This is a genomic window from Spirosoma panaciterrae DSM 21099 (assembly GCF_000374025.1).
In the GTDB taxonomy this organism is placed as follows: domain Bacteria; phylum Bacteroidota; class Bacteroidia; order Cytophagales; family Spirosomataceae; genus Spirosoma; species Spirosoma panaciterrae.
Window position 1 is genome coordinate 1 of record NZ_KB893196.1, and the last position, 18,402, is coordinate 18,402.

An 18,402-nucleotide genomic window follows, 5' to 3' on the forward strand; every position below is an offset into this window, starting at 1 on the left:
GTTTGCTCAAGAGCTTGACCGTTGGAGTATCGATTTTGAGAAAGCGTCGCGGCCTGAATCAGCCCAAGGTTTTGTACCGGTGGCCAAACGATGGGTAGTGGAACGAAGCATTGCCTGGACGAACTATTTTCGGAGAATCGTCAAAGACTATGAGCATACAGCATCTTCTTCGGTCAGTTGGCTGTATCTGGCCAATAGCCAGATCATGTTACAACGAATCGAGACTTATTGCCAAAGATGATTTCCCAACATACTCTTAAGCTACTGTCCGAAACAAAAGCGAAGTTTATTTTATCGACCTGGCATCACAATGACTGGCGAGAAAATGAAATGATAGGCAAATTTTGGAATAAATTCAATATTGTTACTAAAGACCATTTTTACCATAATGGAGGTAGCTTAGAGAATAGACGGACAGTGGTTGAAGCTTTAATTTGCAACTTTGATACAAACCAAATTAATCAACATAACCACGGTCTGAAAGCAAAGCCCAAAGATCATCAATTAGAACTTGTATGGGGTTAACGAAATCCTACTAGGCAGATGGAAGTTATTCGCCTTTCGACAATGCATACAATTGTCATCATTCTTTTGTCTTCTTTCTGCCTCTGTGTTCAAAGCTTACTATGAAAACATCGCTGGGCCACCTCGGCTATTGTACCAATATTCATGCGGGCGAGTCCTGGGCCGATCATTTTGCGGCTATCCAGCAGGCTATACCCGATCTAAAGCAGCGTTTGTCGCCAAATGCGCCGTTTGGCATAGGTCTGCGTCTGTCGAATCAGGCCAGTGAAGAACTGGAAAACCCCGAGAACCTGGTCGCTTTCCAACATTGGCTCGCTCAGAACGACTGCTATGTGTACACGATGAATGGCTTCCCATTTGGTGGTTTCCATGATACGGTTGTAAAAGATCAGGTGCATACTCCCGACTGGACCACCGAAGCGCGGGTCGAGTATACGAAACGGCTATTCCGCCTGCTCTCCGTTCTGTTGCCAGTTGATGAGCTGGGCAACGCTATTCAGGGTGGAGTATCAACCTCGCCCCTCTCCTATCGACACTGGTTTGAATGGGAGCAACCGGCTGCCCGTGACTATATTTTTTCGCAGACAACGCAGAACGTTCTTGAAGTAGTGAGCGACCTGATTCGACTCCATCGGCAAACGGATCGACTTATGCACCTCGATCTGGAACCCGAACCCGATGGCGTTATCGAAACGGCGGATGAATTTATCAGTTGGTTTACAGACTATCTGTTGCCCATGGGCATTGAGCAACTGACCAACGAATTTGGAATGACCGATGCCGAAGCGGAAGCTACCATCTGCGAACACGTTCGGTTATGCTACGATGTATGCCATTTTGCGGTGGGTTATGAACGTCCGGCCGAGGTGCTTGATAAACTGAAAGAATATGGTTTACGAGTCGGCAAAATTCAGATCAGTGCGGCTCTGAAAGCTCAGTTCCCCAACGATCCGGCAGGTCGCACCGCCATTCGACAGGCCTTTGAGCAATTCAACGAACCAACTTATCTGCACCAGGTCGTTGCCCGCTCAAGCGACAACACCCTGATGCGTTTCCCGGATTTACCAGAAGCCCTTGCCGCTTTGAATGACCAGCACAGCGAATGGCGATCCCACTTCCACGTCCCGCTGTTTGTGGCCGACTATGGGGTTCTGCAATCCACTCAGGATGACATTGTGGAGGTTCTGAAGCTTCAGACTGAACGACGATTTACGAACCAGCTTGAAGTAGAAACCTACACCTGGGGAGTGTTGCCCGACGATCTCAAAAAAGAGTTGGTCGACTCGATTGAACGCGAGATGAAATGGGTTGTTGAGCAGATAGGCTAGATAGTAAAACTCCTAAATCAGTGAATAGTCTTTAGGGAGTTGTTGAAGTTGGTTTAAATTTCCCTTATCAGTTAAAAACAATGCGTTTTTCTGTCATTCCGACGAAGGAGGAATCTCAATTTTGCTTATTAGTTAAGCTTGAGATTCCTCCTTCGTCGGAATGACAGAAAAACGCACTCATTTTAGCCTATTGGCAAAAGGCTAGCCAGCTTTACTACCTAAAAGAAGCTAAACCGTGCCCCAAGCTGAACCTGGAACGGATCGCCCGATGGGGTAACAGCCCCCGTATTGTTAACCCGGTAATTGTACTGCGGAACCGACGCGGTAAATCCCGGTATAGCAGCGGTGGTACTTGTTGCTGGAACGCTCAAGGCATACAGTGCCTGAGTACCCAGCGACTTGTTTGTGCCCCAATCTCTTTTTAGCAGATTCGTAAAATTGAACACATCAGCCGATAGCTCAAGTGCGTAGTTTTTACCGAACCGGAACCGTTTCATCGCCCGTATGTCGAGCACGCCGTAAAAGCCATTGATCCCGCCATTACGCTCGGCAATCCGGCCAGAATACGCTTCGATGTAATTTTTCAGACTCTGGCTGGCACCAGGGTTATCGAGCAGGCTTTGCAGGCCCGTACGAACGTTGGCTGCCACTTCAGGATTGTTCCGATCAAACACGAAAGCCAGGTCATTGGTCGCTACGAAGTCGCCGTTGGTATTAGCCCCCGACAGCAGCGAATACCGTGTACCGCCAATCCCCGTATACCGGAATCCAAGCGTAACCCCAAAGAACGACGGCAACGTACCGTAAACGACCACCTTATTACGGAACTGGTTATCCGAATACGTCATGTTGCTCAGATTGCGTGGGTCATCCTTTACGGGCAGCACCAGGGTAGCGGTGTTGGCCACATTACCGTTGTAGGTAACATTATCGCGGGTATCGTTCCAGGTGTAGCTCGCCGTGATTTCGCCATCCCGGAAATACTGCCACGTGGCGTCGACCACGGCCGCAAACTGATTCACCCGGCCTTCGCTGTTCAACTCCAGCACCCGACCCAGGCGATTGCTGATGCGTCCCTGCTGCCAGTCGCCCACCCCTGTCGTTGGCATCGACGCCAGCGGTACGAATACGCCCCGATTCGCTTCATTGGGTAGCCGGAAAAACGGTTCTGCTACCATGTTCCGGTCGATGTACATATAGTTGTTACGTCCCAGCGACATGTATCCCGAAACGCCGACTTTTAATCGGTCGGTCAGGAAGCGTGAGTACGAAACATTGGCCTTGTAGAGCACGGGTATTTTAGCGTCCGGGCCCGTCATGTTGATGGTCGGCACCTGAAACTGCGCCAGCGTCGGAATGCTGGAAGCGTTTTGTCGATAAGCGGCAAAATCTGGCGTTGGAACGTTAGCCCCCCGCACATCGACCGTAGCAAAGTGCTTACCGTCGAAGGTCAGGTTGTTGATCAGCATGTAGTTGTTGATATCCGAGGCAAACACCCCCGCTCCCAGCCGGATAAAGGTGCGATGCTCGTTGTTAACGTCCCAGTTGAACTGAATACGCGGCTGTGCAATGAAGGATTTGATCTGGTTGTCGGTACGTAGTTTCAGATCATCGAATACCACCTGATTGAACTGGGCTTTGGGATAAATCGAATAGTCGAAACGCAGCCCGGCGGTCATTTCCAGTTCAGGTCTCAGGTGTGTGCTGAGTTGTCCGTAAGCACCGAGGTTGTAAATATTGCCGTAAACGGTCGGATCAGCTACGAGGGGCACCTCACGGTAGTAACGATAGGGCTTGAGATTGTTGAAATTATCGAGCGCCGATCCGGAAGCGTCGTTGATGTAATGGAACCGACCATTTACCTCGCTGCCGTACAGCGACTTAGCGTGTGTGTACATCAGATCGGCCCCGAAGGTGTACTGAATCCGATCGGTATTGTAGTAAAAATTATCGACCAGTTGCAGCACATTGTTCGTAAACCCTTCCTGCGCGAAGCGGTGTCCACCCATCTGAATATTGGTCGATAAGGTTTTTCCGTCCACCGTCGATGTTACGTTCTCCACGATGTTACGGGGGATGTTGGCGGCTGGTAACTGATCGCCCGGGCCACTTTTCTGGTACGTATACAGATGCTGGAGCTTCAGCTCGTTGGTAATCTTAGGTGAAATCGTCGTGCGGAGCGTAGCCAGCAAGCTGTTGTCAATGTTGTAATCGTTGCCGTATGACTCATAGATGTTGATGGCTGTATTATCGGCCAGACCTAATTTATTCCGGTCGTTGGTATAATTATCACGGATGGTCAGCAGGTTATTGGCGTTGATCTGCCAGTCGATTCGAGCAAAAGCCGCGTCGGTACCCCGGTTTTTAGGAAACGTACCAAATTGCTGGGTGTTGGCAACTCCATATTTGCTGCGGGCAATATCTACATACCGATTGAGCGTCGCGTTGGTTACGTTAAAACGGCTTTCGTCGAGCGGGGTCTGTACGTCGGCAATAATCAACGGGCGTGAATCCTGCTGGTGGTCCCATACCACGAAGTAATGCAGTTTGTCTTTAATGATCGGGCCACCCAACGAAAACCCAAACTGATTGGTCGAGAACGGTACATTGCGCACGTTGCCCCGAATGTCGTACTTGCTCGACAGCCAGTTGGCGCGGGTATAGTTGAACACGCTTCCGGTCAGTCTGTTCGTACCGGCCTTCGTTACGGCACTCACCAGCCCCCCCCCAGCCCGGCCGTAAACGACATCGTACTGGTTGGTGATCACCTTGAACTCCCGAACGGCTTCAATCGAGATCGAGTAGGGCGCACCACTGCGGCTGGTCGTCGCTCCGGCCGAGGTTGGGTTTTTGGCCGTCATCCCATCAATGGTGTAGTTGGTGGATGAACCCAGTTGACCCGACAGACTACCGCTGCTGTTGGTGAGGGGCGACAGGTTAACGAGCTGGGTAAAATTCCGACCGTTGACGGGCATCGAAATCAGCGTTTTGGCATTAATCGCCGTAGCGGCTCCCAGGTTGTCGGTCTTGTTTTTCAGACCCGACGCCACTACCTGTACCACTTCGAGCGACTGGTCGGCTTCCTGCATGGTCAGGCTGATGCGGATGGCGTCGCCCTGATTGACCATATAGCCAGTCCGCTTTTGCTCACCATAGCCGATAAATGTAACACGGATGGTATACGGCCCGCCCAGGGGAATCTCCTTAAACGCGTACTCCCCTTTGGCATTGGTTACGGTTCCGGTCGTAAACCCGGTCGATTCATTACGCACCTGAACCGTAGCACCGGGTAGTGGCGATTTCTCTTTTTCAGAGATCACCCCCGAAATAGAAGCCTGCGTCGTTTGAGCGTTCGTTCGATTGATGAAAAAACTAACTAAAAATAGAAGGATAGCACTAAATAGTAGGCCTTTTTTCATTTGACAACTGAGTAGTTATGAGTTGCAAAGAGAGTACCCGCGTTTTAACTGAATTTTAACCTGCCTTTACCTTATCATTACCATTAGCCGATCTGGACATAACGATTTAACCACACAAAAAACTATCCTCCTCAAACTCTATTTAGTATGGTAGAATAACCGCTTTCGCGCTTTATTCCAGAGAACCATAACGGCTCTAAAAACCGTTCTACCGACAGATTCCATACGTATACCGTAGATTTTCCTTCGTTCAGATAACCATGCAAAAGACCGTAGTACTCGACGTTGTAGGGCTGTCGTATTCGCTGATTGGCGAACACACACCTTTTTTGAAACAATGGTTCGCCAGCAAACATCAGGCAACCATCGACCCGATGCTTCCGGCTGTCACGACTTCCGTTCAATCGACCTACGTAACGGGCAAATGGCCGAGCGAAACCGGGATTGTCGGCAATGGTTGGTACGACCGGACAGACTCTGAAGTGAAATTCTGGAAACAGTCGAACAAGCTGGTAGCCGGTGAAAAAATCTGGGAACGCGCAAAGAAAATTGACCCGAATTTTACGGTTTCTAAGATGTTCTGGTGGTACAATATGTATTCCACCGCCGACTTTTCGGCCACGCCCCGCCCCCAATACCCATCCGACGGACTGAAAATTCCCGATTGCTACACGCACCCCGGCGACCTTCGCGACAAACTACAGAAAGAACTGGGTACCTTTCCACTGTTTCAGTTCTGGGGGCCAGCCACAACCATAAAAAGTAGTCGATGGATTGCTGATGCCTCGATGCTGGTCGACAAGTGGCACCACCCGACTCTAACGCTGATTTACCTACCCCACCTGGATTATTGCCTGCAAAAATTTGGTCAGGACTTTTCGAAAATTGCCAATGATCTGCGAGAGATCGACGATGTTTGCCGCGACCTGATTCAGTATTATGAAAAAGAAGGCGCGGAAGTGATCGTGTTGTCGGAATACGGCATCACCGATGTTGATAACCCGATTCACATCAACCGAATCCTGCGCGAAGCCGGTATGATTCGCTACCGGGAAGAACGAGGGCTCGAGGTGTTCGACGCAGGCGCTTCTCCGGCTTTCGCTACGCCCGACCACCAGATTGCCCACGTTTATATCAACGACCCTTCTGTTTTCGACAAAGTTCGCTCGTTACTTGAGAAAACACCCGGTATCGAGTTGGTACTGGACAAGGAGCAGCAGAAGCAATACCACATTGACCACGAGCGTTCCGGCGATCTGGTCGTAGTGGCCGATGCCCGCAGTTGGTTTACCTATTATTACTGGCTGGACGACGCCCGCGCCCCTGACTACGCCCGTCTGGTAGCCATTCACCAGAAGCCGGGTTATGATCCTGTTGAGATGTTTATGGACCAAACGAACCCGCTCATTAAACTGAGAGCAGGCTATAAGCTGGGGCGTAAATTGCTTGGCTTCCGTTACCTGATGGATGTGATCTCGCTGGACGCTACTCTTGTAAAAGGCTCACATGGACGGGTTGGTTCGGCCCCGGAACATCATCCTGTGTTTGTCAGCAGCCGGAACGTGGGCAAATCCCTGTCAGCCATTTCCGTTTACGATCAGATCTGGGAAACGTTATCAGCCAACGTACTAAGTAATGTATGATATAGGATGTAGGATGTAGGATGTAGGATGTATGGATTGCTAAGACAGGCCATACATCCTACATCATACATCATACCTCCTTTGACTTCTTGGTTATTTGGGCGAAAGCAATTAATTTACTTCTATGAAAGCGATCGTTCCTCTTCTGTTGCTGCTTTCGGCCTGCTCTGCCAACCGACCGGCGGCCGTGAATGCCCCTGCTGATGGTGCCGAATATTATCAGGCCAGCCAGCCGATTGCCGGTTACCAGCAACGCCTGTACCCAGACCCCCAGGGTGGCCTCGGGCATTCGCAGGACCCCGACATTAAAGTGACCGATATTCGACTGACAGCCAGTTATACAGTACTTTATATGACATTTGGCAAAGACCCGCACGGCCACGATAACAACTATTACGGCACCAGCAGCATCTCCTTCAATCCGAAGGCGGTTTTGGCAACCTCAGACGGGAAGAAGACCTACGCCCTTGTCAAGACAGAAGGCATTCCCGTGTCGCCCGAGACCCGCGATATTAAGAATGACGAAAAAGTACCATTTATCCTGTATTTCGAGCGGCTGGACAAGGGGATTGAATCGTTCGATCTGTTTGAATGCCAGAGCGATAATCAAAACTCGTGTTTCAATGTAGCAGGCATGAGTATACACAATCCGATCGATTAAGTAACATAGCAGTCAAAATAATTTATCTTTTTCTGTTCATATATACACCGAATCTATCAATCAGGCGTTAATTTTATAGTTTCCGTCTGATTCTCTCGTTTGATTATGGTGTTGATTACCTCCGTAAGCCGTCGCTTACGTACTCCTCTTCTTGTACTTATAGGCCTGCTTATCAGCGTACTTACTTTTGCACAGCTCAATTTAGCGTACCGCTTACTCAATGGGTATTTTCTGAGTAATGAGGCCCCGATCAATAAAAGTAAACCTACTTTATTTTTGTTCGAGGAGTCTGAAGGCTTTGAAAAAGTCATTAAACCGGCTGCAACCTCCAAACGGCCCGATGGCATAAACTTTACGAAAGAAACGGTAGTTGGTATTGCGCTTCCGCCTACCAACAAGCCCCCTAAACTTTCGATCAGTAAAGTTTTCGTTCAGGACTCAGTATTAACGGTCCGCTATATACGCCTAGCCGATACAACACTGACGAACCACCCACAATCGTTTACAAGTCAACCGCTGCTACTATTTTCAATCCCGAAGCACAACTTCCTGAAAACGAAGCTGATTGAAAACGGGAAAGTCGTACAGATTCTCAAAAAGCCCGAAGACGATTGATTCCGCTCCAGGCACGTACCACACGGCCATCTAGAGCAAGTTACCGGGTCGGTTAGCCCTTAATCGTCGTAGCTAAAATCGGACTCCAAACCAAAATGAATGCCTTGCAGACTGGCGATTGCCTCCGACACATGACTGAGTGCGTCGGCCACCCGGCCTGCATCGGGATGGTTGGCATCTACCTGCCCCTGTAAACTACTGACCATCGACCGTGTGGCTTCCAGTTGAGCTAGGGTCTGGTGAAGAACACTTTTTTATTCAGGATTCATAGTTAGGTGATCTGTATTGGTACTACCAACCCAACTCGTCTTTTACGGTTTCTGTTTACGTTTCATCTGCTAACTACCACCGATCATTTATTCTACGCCCTTCACCCGCATGGGTAAGGTGTAGATCGACTCCGAAGCGGTGATGAACAGCCTGTCCCGTTTTTTGCCGCCAAAGCAAACGTTACCCACCCAACGCGACGGTACTGGAATGTTCCCCAGTTTTTTGCCGGATGGATCATACACGGTTACGCCCCGGCCTGAAATGTACAGATTCCCCTGATTGTCGAGCGTCATGCCATCGGAGCCCTGCGAAATAAAAAGCTGACGATTTCGAAGCATACCATCGGAGCCAATTTCGTACTTATACGTTTTGCTATCCCGGATATCGGCCACATATAAATACTTGCCATCCGGCGTACCGACGATGCCATTGGGCTGTTTTAAATCGCCATCGACCAGTATGGCTTCCGATTTACCTTTGGGCAGATAATACACTTTCTGGCCATCGATATCCGGCTTTTTCCGCTCCCAGTAATCGCGCTGATAATAGGGATCGGTAAAATAGATACCCCCTTTTGAGTCGATCCACAAATCGTTTGGTCCGTTCATGCGCTGCCCCTGGAAATTGGTCATCAGCACCGTCACTTTCTTATCCGGGCTAATCGACCACAGTTCATCCTTTTCATCAGCGCAGGAAATGATATTGCCTTTTTTGTCGAAGTAAAGCCCGTTAGACCGACCTGTTTTGTCCATAAAGAGCGACAGATTGCCATCGGTATCGTATTTCCAGATTTTATCGTTCGGCTGATCGGTAAAGAAGATATTCCCTTTTTTATCGACAGCTGGGCCTTCGGTAAACGTAAACTGGCTGGATACTTTTTGAAGCGTAGCACCGGGAGCCACTACGTTTATTGTGTCTAAACCACTCGTGGTTGTTTGTTGTGCCACCAACTGGCCTGATATAGCTAGAAGGCTTGTCAATAAAAAGCCTGTTTTGATCGAATGAATCATAGGAAATGAGAAAAAACTTTTTCTAAATCAGTAAGTTCGTTTTTCGGAAAAACTAATCGGCTTTAGTATAGATTTTCTACCGAATCGGGGTGTCGCGCGAGTCGGCGTAGGCTTTGCTGAAGTCGATTTTCTTCACCTGTCCGGCCACGTATCGGATACCCTGAAAAATGTGTTTGATAAACGTTTGGTCGTTCAGATAATCAGTTTTGGCATGGCCGAGCGTGGTACACCAGGTGTAGCCTCCATCGAAATTGTAATACCAGGCCGAAGGGTATAACTCCGTGTACGAACCACCAAACATCTTGACTTTTTCGGGCTCATCCTGATTGAGTGACGTCAGATCATTCGCCATGATGACCGTAGGGCCGGGCGACATATTTTTGGTGAAATAAAATTCGTCTTCTTTCTCCCAAACCTTTGGTAACCCTTCCATCGACGCATGTTTGGTGTCGATGATTTCGATTTTGAACTTCTGAAATTTTGGATGCCAGGCAAAGGTGCCGCCGATCATCCGTTTGAACCACGCCCAGTTTCGTTCGGTCCCCATTACGGAATGAACCCCAACGAATCCGCCACCCGCTTCGATATACCGCCGAAAGGCCAGCCGCTGTGCATCGGTATCGAACACATCGTTGTTCGTACTGGCAAACACCAGCATCGTGTATTGTTTCAGATTATCTTCTGTAAAAATGGAAGGGTCCTCGGATGCATCGACCTTAAACCCATACTGCTGGCCAAGTTTCTGGACGCACTGAATGGCATTGGGGATATTGTCGTGTACGTAGCCTTTGCCATTTTTGGTGTACACCAGCACCTTCACTTTTTTCCAGTTTACGTCCTGCGCCTGTAGCCTGACGACCGATAACAGGCTGATCAACAATACAACGGCAAATCGGGTCATCTTAATGGTTCGTTATGCCTCTATAAGCAACGAAGCCCGTTGTTCTACGCTTGCCCGACCAAATGTAGAGAGTATTCCTGCATCAATCCGTTTTAGGAGCAATTCGTTTGAGCGGTAACGATTTGGGTCTGGTGATAACCAATGGAATAGCCTCAACCGTAACATTGCTGGTATCCAATCCGTAAGCCGCCTGTGGTGCTAAAGCAATGTTTTTCAGCAACATGTAGCCGAACATAGCCACTTGCTGGCGTACAGTCAGGTCGTTCTCGTAGGAAAGAAATCGTCGGAAAAGCACAAACCGGAAGTCGCCGGGAACCCGGTGCGTACTCAGCGATTTGTATCGGCTTTCGATCGTCACTTCGTTATTTTCCACCATATCTTCGACCACCATTCTGAAAAGCAGATTGATGCGGGGTTCGATACGGAAGCCCAGATAGAACGTAACTACATAAACATCTTCCTGCGCCAGAGTATCGACCGAATAGCGCATCACATAAGGTTCATCTTCCACGCAAACGTGAATAAACCAGTAAATGTCTGCTCGCTTGGGGGCCCGGTTTAGAATCGAATACAGGATTTCGGACTCGATACGCTTGCTGGAATCGGAGGTAGTCAGGTACACCAGATGGGTGGCAAACTTCGGAATATTCAGATCATTGCTCAACGATTTCAGAATGGGTAGGTTGCTGGTTAGCGATTCATATTTGATCAGGCTCTGCTTAATCGACTCACCTTCGTGCCAGAACAGCATCATCGCCATAATCAACAAGCCCAGCGTAACCGAAATCCAGCCCCCTTCTTCAAACTTCACCAGGTTAGCAATCAGAAACGTAGTCTCAACGGTCAGGAAAATGGCGGTCAGAACAATCTGAAGAATTGGATTGAAGCGCTTCACCCGCATATACATACTCATGAGCACAGTCGACATGAGCATCGTGAGCGTAACGGCCAGTCCAAAAGCGGCTTCCATATTTTTCGACTCACGGAAATGCAGTACAATCAGGCAACAGCCAATCATCAGCGCCCAGTTGACAAACGGCACATAAAGTTGGCCCCGCTCGTCGGACGGATACGCTACGCGCTGTCGGGGCCAGAGTGTCAGGCGCATGGCTTCACTGACGAGTGTAAACGACCCGCTAATCAGCGCCTGAGACGCAATGATCGTTGCCAACGTGGCCAAACCAATGCTGAATACGACAAGAGAAGGCGGTACAATGCTGTAAAACGGACTCGTTTCGCCCAGTCGCTGGCCGAGGTGATGCATGAGCCAGGCCGATTGCCCCGCATACGACAGCAGCAGCGTAGTTTTTACATACCCCCAGCTTACCCGGATATTACTCCGACCGCAATGCCCCATGTCGGAATAAAGCGCTTCGGCTCCGGTCGTGCAGAGAAATACCCCGCCCAATAGCCAGAAGCCGCTGGGATAGGTCATCAGGAAATGGAGCGCGTAATAGGGGTTTATCGCTTTGAGCACCGTTGGCTGACTCCACAACGCCCAAAGGCCGATAACGCCAATAAACGAAAACCAGACCAGCATCACTGGCCCAAACAACCTCCCTAACTGCTGTGTACCAAACTGCTGGCCGACAAACAGGGCAATCAGAATGGCAATGACGATGGGAACTGTGTCAAGTTTTGGATAGAAAATCAGTAGTCCTTCAACTGCCGACGAAACCGAGATCGGCGGTGTAATCAGCCCATCGGCCAGCAGGAAGGAGCCACCAATTACGGCTGGGTACATCAGCCATCGGCCTGTGTACCGCCGAACAAGGGTATACAGCGAAAAAATACCCCCTTCCCCCTTGTTGTCGGCCCGAAGAGTGATCACCACATACTTGATGGTGGTTTGAAGCGTCAGCGTCCAGAGAATACAGGAGAGCGTACCCAGTACCAGGGTTTCGGACAACTCCCGCCCTCGCATCACGGCCGATAAGGTATAAAGGGGCGACGTGCCAATATCCCCGAAAACAATACCAATAGCCACCAGAAGCCCCTGTGCCGAAACCTTGTTGAGCGATGTAGACGACATGTCAAATGAAAAAATAGACTGTATTAAAGGATCAATAGCCCTTAGACTTTACTCTCCCTGCAAAGTATCCATTTCGCTCAATTTTCGGTAAAGGCTGGTCAGGCCAATGCCGAGTAACCGGGCGGCTTCGGTCTTATTGCCGTTGGTATGCTGTAAAACCCGACGGATGTGCCGTTGTTCGACCGTTGCCAAATCCAGTGCCAGTTCGTTGTTCAGACTTAAGGCAGGGCCAGCCGTTTGCATTTCGTAGGGAAGCAAATCAGGTGTAAGTTCGGCCGATGTATTCTGAGGGAATTCGGCCAGAATGACGGCTCGTTCGATGACATTTTTCAACTCGCGGATATTGCCTTTCCACGAATGCTGCTGGAGTTTTTGAACAAACGCTGCACTCAGTCGAATATCGCGCTTGCCGAGCTTGGCCGCATATTGTCGGGCAAATTGTTCGGCCAGGTCGGGGATATCGTCGCGTCGGTTGCGCAGGGGTGGGAGTTCAATCTGAAATACGGAGAGACGATAATAGAGATCCAGTCGAAAATGGCCCGCATTCGCTTCCTGTTCAAGCCCCCGGTTGGTAGCTGCTATGACCCGCACATCGGTTTTGGTCGGCTTAGTATCGCCTACACGCAGGAACTCATGCGTTTCGAGAACCCGGAGCAGTTTCGCCTGCAAATCGAGCGGCATTTCGCCGATTTCATCCAGAAAAATGGTTCCTTTGGTTGCTTCGGCAAACAGCCCTTTCTGATCGCGGCTGGCCCCCGTAAAGGCCCCCGCCCGATGCCCGAAGAGTTCGCTTTCCAGAATATCTTTCCCCAGCGCCCCACAGTTGATGGCGACAAATGGCCCTGACTTCCGTAAGCTAGCCTGATGAATGGCTTGTGCAAACACTTCTTTGCCCGTACCTGTTTCGCCCGTTAGCAATACCGTGGTATCAGTAACAGCCACTTTACGAGCCAGGTCAATGGCTTGCTGAATCGCTTTTGAATGACCGATAATGCTCTCGAATCCGTATCGCTGACCAACCTGTTTTTCAAGCTGTTGTATTCGAAACTGAAGGGTTGCTTTTTCGATAGCCCGACTGACCAGCGGAATAATCCGGTCGTTATCGTCGCCTTTGGTGATGTAGTCGAACGCACCATTTTTGATCGCCGTTACGCCGTCTGAAATCGTACCGTAAGCGGTCAGAACAATGATTTCAGTGGCTGGATAGAGCTGTTTAATCTGTGCCGAGAGTTCGATACCATTTTTGTCGGGCAACTTCACATCGCTGATCACAAGCTGAACTTCCTCACGTTCAAGAACTTTCAGGCCCGCCCGGGCATTTTCAGCCTCGAGCACCGTATACCCTTCGAGTTCCAGAATCCGCGCCAGCAATTGACGCAGCCGCGACTCATCGTCGATCAGCAGAATAGTAGCAGGCATAGTTATGCGCTTAGTCGCCTGCAAAGATGGGAAACAGTTTACAGTTTGATATTCGAGGCTTGATCTAAATAGTCGGCAAAGTCGAACATCAAACTGTAAACAAATACTATTTTTTCAAATGAATTACCTGCGCATTTTTCTGTGCTTTAAGGGCAAGCTCCGTAGCTAAGAAGCAGTGTTCCTGCGACATGGCGGTTTCGGTGCGATTCAACACATCGTTGACCAGTTGTTCGCCGTAGGGCAGGTTCTCTTTGCTGCAATCGATGTAGCGGGTTTCTTTCTTATCCGTTATGAACAGGTGATTTCCGCCCTCGCGCCCACCGGGATCGATGTTTTTCCGAAGTTCCATAAAACCCTCTGTTCCCAGAATTGTCAGTCGGCCATCGCCCCAGCTTTTCAGGCCATCGGGGGTAAACCAATCGACCCGGATGTAGCCCATACCACCATCCCCACGCAGCATTACATCACCAAAATCTTCAAAATTCGGGTACTGTGGAAAATGGAGATTCCCGACCTGAGACGCTACAATATCGGCTTTGGTCGAGCCCGTAAAAAACAGGAACTGATCGAACTGGTGCGAAGCAATGTCGCAGATGATACCCCCAAACTGTTTTTTCTCAAAAAACCAGGCGGGTCGCGTTGCCGGGTTCATGCGGTGAGGGCCTAGTCCAACCGTTTGAATCACGTTACCAATGGCACCTGCTTTCACGAGTTCTCCGGCTTTTACGGTTGCTTTATTCTCCAGCCGTTCGCTGTACATGATCGAATAAATGCGCTTGGTTTCTTTCTGAACCTTACGCACTTCGGCCAGTTGCTCAAGGGTGGTAATACCGGGCTTATCGGACATAAAATCCTTTCCGGCTTTCATAACCCGAATACCCAGTGGAGCCCGTTCGTTGGCAATGGCCGAACTCAAAACTAGTTGGATCGATTTATCTTCCAGAATTTCGGCCTCACTTTTGGCTTGCTTTGCCTGCGGAAACCGTTTGGCGAATTCGGCCGCTAATTCGGGTTCTTTGGCATAAAACGAAACGAGTTCACCACCCCCCCGCTGAACAGCCCCCACCTGCCCATAAATATGACTGTGGTTCATCCCGATCACCGAAAAACGAATCCGGGCGGCACCCGTTGGCACCGAATTACTCCCCAATGATGTCGATGGAATAAAGGCAGGAGCCCCTATTAATTCGTTCGACAGGGCGGGAGCCAGGACCAACCCAGCCGCTGTGCTGATGGTCTCCTTGATAAAGTTTCTTCTTGGGTTCATAGTGAATTGTTGAATGATTGAGTTGTTGAATGATTGAATCACAAAGTGATGCGTCAGCAATTCAATCATTCAACAACTCAATCATTCAGTCATTTAGTTTTCTTTGCCAGCTCCAGAGCCTGGGTGGTGGTGTAATATTTTGCAATCATGTTGGGGACTTCCCAGGCGGGCAGGCTACCGGCTTTCAGGTAATCGAGGTATTTCTGAGCCACCCGGCCAAAATGCGCTTCGTGTCCTTCCTTGTATTTTTCAGGAATGATAACTTCCCATCCGGTGGCTATTTTCTTGACCTCAACCCCCGGATATTCCTGCTGAATTTTCGGCAATACCGTTTTGATCGACGCTTCCAAATCTTTACTACCCGGAACAGCCTCTATGTACAGCGTCGGTTTGTACTGCTGCGGGGCACCCTGCCGGATAATCAGATTCGCTTTGGTGCCGCGCATGATGGAGTAGTGTGTGTCGCCTGCACCTTCGGGGGCTTTGTAGGCCCAGGTAACCGACACTTTCGCATGAACTCCCTTCAACTGGTAATTGATTTCGCCATTGCTGTACACCTTCAGAAGGCTATCATTCACCACATCTTTTTTAAGATAATCGGGAAAAGCCGCCTGTTTGGTAATGGCTTTGAACTGGCTCAGGCGCATGTCCGTTGTCCACCGACGGGCCGATGTCAGGCTAATGTCTTTCTGATAATCGATGGTTTGCTCAGGAAAGCATTCCCACTGAACCAGATCGACCAGGTGCGTGGTCACATCTACGATGCCTTCGCCTTGTTGCGTCACATCCATAAACCAGGCTGGTCGGGTCAGAATACTCCCCGACACATTTTTATAGAAGTGGTGAACACTCTCTTTCGTTACGGCCGGATTATCGGGGGTTCCTTTTTCCAGGGTTCCAAATACGTCGGCCTGCTGCGAAAAAGCCCGCTGAAGTATGGTCGTAATTTCGTACCGCTCGGTCATGATGTCGTATAGCAGAACCTTGTTTTTTTCGGCCGAGGCAAAGGCATTTTTTAACGCATCAAATTTTGAAGCCTCAATCACCATCGGCTTGTCGGCCAGCACGTTGAACCCCGCATCGATGGTCTTCTGGATGTAATCGGTTTTGAGTCGATTATTACCCGCCATGACCACTACGTTGCCTTTCTTTTCGGCAATCATTTTTTCCAGAAAATCAGCGCCTTTGTAAACCTCTTCTTTCCAGTGGGTAGGGTTTTCGGGGCGGGTATTATACCCATTGATTCGATCCAGATGGAGTTGCAGGTCCGGGCCATCGGGGGCATACACATGCACCACCGAATCGACCCCTTCGAGGCTGTTTTTCTGGACGAGAGCCGCGTGAAAATGACCGGGATCGAGCGTAATCAACTGGATTTTGCCACTGGCTTTTTCACTTTTCTCTGACGACTGGCAGGCGGTAATCATCGCAGCCATACACATAATGCCAACGGTGGGCAGCAGTTTCATTTTCGAAATAATTGATTTTGAGAGTACTAGTTTACAAGTTTCAAGTTTTTGTCGTTGAGACAGGCTTATGCTACGTACATTTTTCTATCAACCAGCCTCAACTACAAAAACTAGAAACATTAAGTAGGTCATTGAAAATACATTAGATTGTTTTTTGTCATCCCGACGCAGGAGGGAACTTCGGAAATCACTTTTTATCTCATTTCCGAAGTTCCCTCCTGCGTCGGGATGACAAAAACGCTCTCGCAGCATATCCTAAACTATTTTTCCATGACTACTTTATTTCACCGAAGCTAATGCTTTAATCGCGTATGGGGCACGTTGTGGACGCGACAGGAGTTTGTTGGCTTCAGGGTCGTTTTTAAATTGTTCTTTCTTAGGATCCCAGTAAAGCTTACGATTCAGTTTCATGGCCGCGTGGTGCAGCAGGCAGGCGGAGCATGATCGATGCCCCACTTCGACTGGAGCGATGGGCTCTTTCCGGCTTACGATGCTTTCCAGCCAGTTGCCATGATGCTCTTTACTCACGGGCAAATGTACTTCGTTGGGACCAATGACAGACGTAAGCAGTTTAGGATCGCTGGCATCAAGCTTCTTAGCGGCATTCTGTTTGGCAATCGGGTCGCTGGAAGTCACGTTAGCATCACCGCGCGACACGAAAATCCAGCCCTTTGTCCCTTCAAAGCGAATTCCGTTGGCAATCTCGTTCGTCACGATCATGTGTACGCCATTTTCATACATGGCTTCGGTACGGAAAATCCCGTGGACATCCCACAAGCCACTTTTCGGAAAATCGGCTTTGCCCCAGATTTCGACCGGGCCTGTGTATTCGGTATTCATGGCCCAGTGCGCCGAGTCGATGTGGTGCGCCCCCCAGCCCGTAATCATACCGGCTCCGAACTGTTCGCAACGTAACCAGCCCGGTCGATCATAACCCACCTGTGGATGGACCCGTTTTTCGGTGTAGTACACTTCGGGTGTAGTCCCCAGCCACATATCGTAATTCAGGTTTTTAGGTATTGGCATTTGTGGTTCTTCATCGCCCGATGGATCGCCCGGCAAACCAACATAGACCGTTTTCAGATCACCAATCCGACCATTACGTACCAATTCGGCCGCGTACCGAAACTGTTCCGACGACCGCTGCTGGCTCCCGACCTGCACAATCTGTTTGGACTGTTTCACCGCATCGGCCATCATTCGTCCTTCGGCAATGGTGAGCGAAGCCGGTTTCTGCATATATACGTCTTTCTTCGCTCGTACGGCGTCCACCACAATGGGAGCGTGCCAGTGATCGGGCGTGCTGACCAGAACAGCATCGATGTCTTTATTTAATAATAGTTCGCGATAATCGGTATATACCCGAACGCCGTCATAATTATCCTTACCCGTTTTTTTCGCATATACCCCGTTTACGAGTTTTTTAGCGTCTTCGGCGCGGTTGCTATCCAGGTCACAAACCGCCATAATCAGCGCATTATCGTACTGCCACACGCCCGGCATATCATGCCCACGCGAGATGCGTCCTGTGCCAATAGCACCAATATTGATTCGGTTGCTGGGCGCATTTTTACCAAAAACGGAAGCGGGTACAATCGTTGGGAAGCCACTAATGATTGCCGATGATGCCAGCGTGCCTTTGGCGGCCATATCCAGGAAGCTCCTCCGCGAAATAGTTGTTTGAGTATCGGATGCCATGATCGTAAGATTCAGAGACGATTTGTAGTATACCTAAGGTCTGACCCGGCGATTTTTACTATTGTGCCGGGTTTCTGTAGTTCATTTCGAAAGATTATGGTATCCAGACTGTAACTAACATTTGCCCTACCCGTCTTATTCAGTA

Annotated in this window: 14 protein-coding genes and 1 pseudogene; 6 read left to right on the top strand and 9 right to left on the bottom strand. The window is 49.5% G+C overall.

What is annotated here, in order from left to right:
* The 3 genes and pseudogenes from B153_RS0122435 to eboE all read left to right on the top strand — a co-directional run.
* Window positions 1–241, top strand: a pseudogene (locus tag B153_RS0122435) (IS5 family transposase); the annotation flags it as partial.
* On the top strand, window positions 238–525 hold the full coding sequence (locus B153_RS38305; protein WP_020598995.1) for a hypothetical protein: 288 nt from the start codon (window positions 238–240) through the stop codon (window positions 523–525). The pseudogene B153_RS0122435 and the gene B153_RS38305, both read left to right, overlap by 4 nt.
* Window positions 526–626: 101 nt before the next feature.
* Complete coding sequence (gene eboE, locus B153_RS0122445; protein WP_020598996.1) at window positions 627–1,853, top strand: metabolite traffic protein EboE; 1,227 nt, start codon at window positions 627–629, stop codon at window positions 1,851–1,853.
* 218 nt (window positions 1,854–2,071) lie between these two features.
* Here the strand turns inward: eboE and B153_RS0122450 are convergent, their stop codons facing one another.
* Window positions 2,072–5,272 carry a TonB-dependent receptor gene (locus B153_RS0122450; RefSeq protein WP_020598997.1) on the bottom strand — a complete coding sequence of 1,067 codons (3,201 nt, stop codon included), beginning with the start codon at window positions 5,270–5,272 and terminating at the stop codon, window positions 2,072–2,074.
* A gap of 260 nt (window positions 5,273–5,532) precedes the next feature.
* On the opposite strand from B153_RS0122450, the gene B153_RS0122455 reads away from it, so the two are divergent.
* The 3 genes from B153_RS0122455 (at window position 5,533) to B153_RS0122465 (ending at window position 8,191) form a co-directional block, all read left to right on the top strand.
* The gene (locus B153_RS0122455) at window positions 5,533–6,915 is read left to right on the top strand and encodes an alkaline phosphatase family protein (RefSeq protein ID WP_020598998.1); all 1,383 of its coding nucleotides are present in this window, start codon (window positions 5,533–5,535) and stop codon (window positions 6,913–6,915) included.
* Window positions 6,916–7,039: 124 nt separating this feature from the next.
* Window positions 7,040–7,576: a hypothetical protein gene (locus B153_RS0122460; protein WP_020598999.1), complete on the top strand. Its 537-nt coding sequence runs from the start codon at window positions 7,040–7,042 to the stop codon at window positions 7,574–7,576.
* A gap of 276 nt (window positions 7,577–7,852) precedes the next feature.
* Complete coding sequence (locus B153_RS0122465) at window positions 7,853–8,191, top strand: hypothetical protein (protein ID WP_245564926.1); 339 nt, start codon at window positions 7,853–7,855, stop codon at window positions 8,189–8,191.
* 59 nt (window positions 8,192–8,250) lie between these two features.
* Here the strand turns inward: B153_RS0122465 and B153_RS37800 are convergent, their stop codons facing one another.
* The 8 genes from B153_RS37800 to B153_RS0122505 all read right to left on the bottom strand — a co-directional run bounded on the left by B153_RS37800 (window position 8,251) and on the right by B153_RS0122505 (window position 18,257).
* Window positions 8,251–8,397, bottom strand: a complete 147-nt coding sequence (locus tag B153_RS37800) for a hypothetical protein (RefSeq protein WP_020599001.1) — start codon at window positions 8,395–8,397, stop codon at window positions 8,251–8,253.
* A 150-nt stretch (window positions 8,398–8,547) separates the two neighbouring features.
* The gene (locus B153_RS0122475; protein ID WP_020599002.1) at window positions 8,548–9,471 is read right to left on the bottom strand and encodes an SMP-30/gluconolactonase/LRE family protein; all 924 of its coding nucleotides are present in this window, start codon (window positions 9,469–9,471) and stop codon (window positions 8,548–8,550) included.
* A 76-nt stretch (window positions 9,472–9,547) separates the two neighbouring features.
* Complete coding sequence (locus B153_RS0122480; protein ID WP_020599003.1) at window positions 9,548–10,372, bottom strand: ThuA domain-containing protein; 825 nt, start codon at window positions 10,370–10,372, stop codon at window positions 9,548–9,550.
* An 82-nt stretch (window positions 10,373–10,454) separates the two neighbouring features.
* A complete protein-coding gene (locus B153_RS0122485; protein ID WP_020599004.1) occupies window positions 10,455–12,404 on the bottom strand; it encodes a KUP/HAK/KT family potassium transporter in 1,950 nt (649 codons plus the stop codon).
* 48 nt (window positions 12,405–12,452) lie between these two features.
* Entirely contained in the window at window positions 12,453–13,823 is a 1,371-nt protein-coding gene (locus B153_RS0122490; RefSeq protein ID WP_020599005.1) for a sigma-54-dependent transcriptional regulator, read from the bottom strand.
* A 106-nt stretch (window positions 13,824–13,929) separates the two neighbouring features.
* Window positions 13,930–15,090, bottom strand: a complete 1,161-nt coding sequence (locus B153_RS0122495) for a Gfo/Idh/MocA family protein (RefSeq protein WP_026262367.1) — start codon at window positions 15,088–15,090, stop codon at window positions 13,930–13,932.
* Between the two features lie 89 nt (window positions 15,091–15,179).
* On the bottom strand, window positions 15,180–16,559 hold the full coding sequence (locus B153_RS0122500) for a putative oxidoreductase C-terminal domain-containing protein (RefSeq protein ID WP_020599007.1): 1,380 nt from the start codon (window positions 16,557–16,559) through the stop codon (window positions 15,180–15,182).
* A 279-nt stretch (window positions 16,560–16,838) separates the two neighbouring features.
* A complete protein-coding gene (locus tag B153_RS0122505; RefSeq protein ID WP_026262368.1) occupies window positions 16,839–18,257 on the bottom strand; it encodes a Gfo/Idh/MocA family protein in 1,419 nt (472 codons plus the stop codon).
* Window positions 18,258–18,402 lie beyond the last annotated feature (145 nt).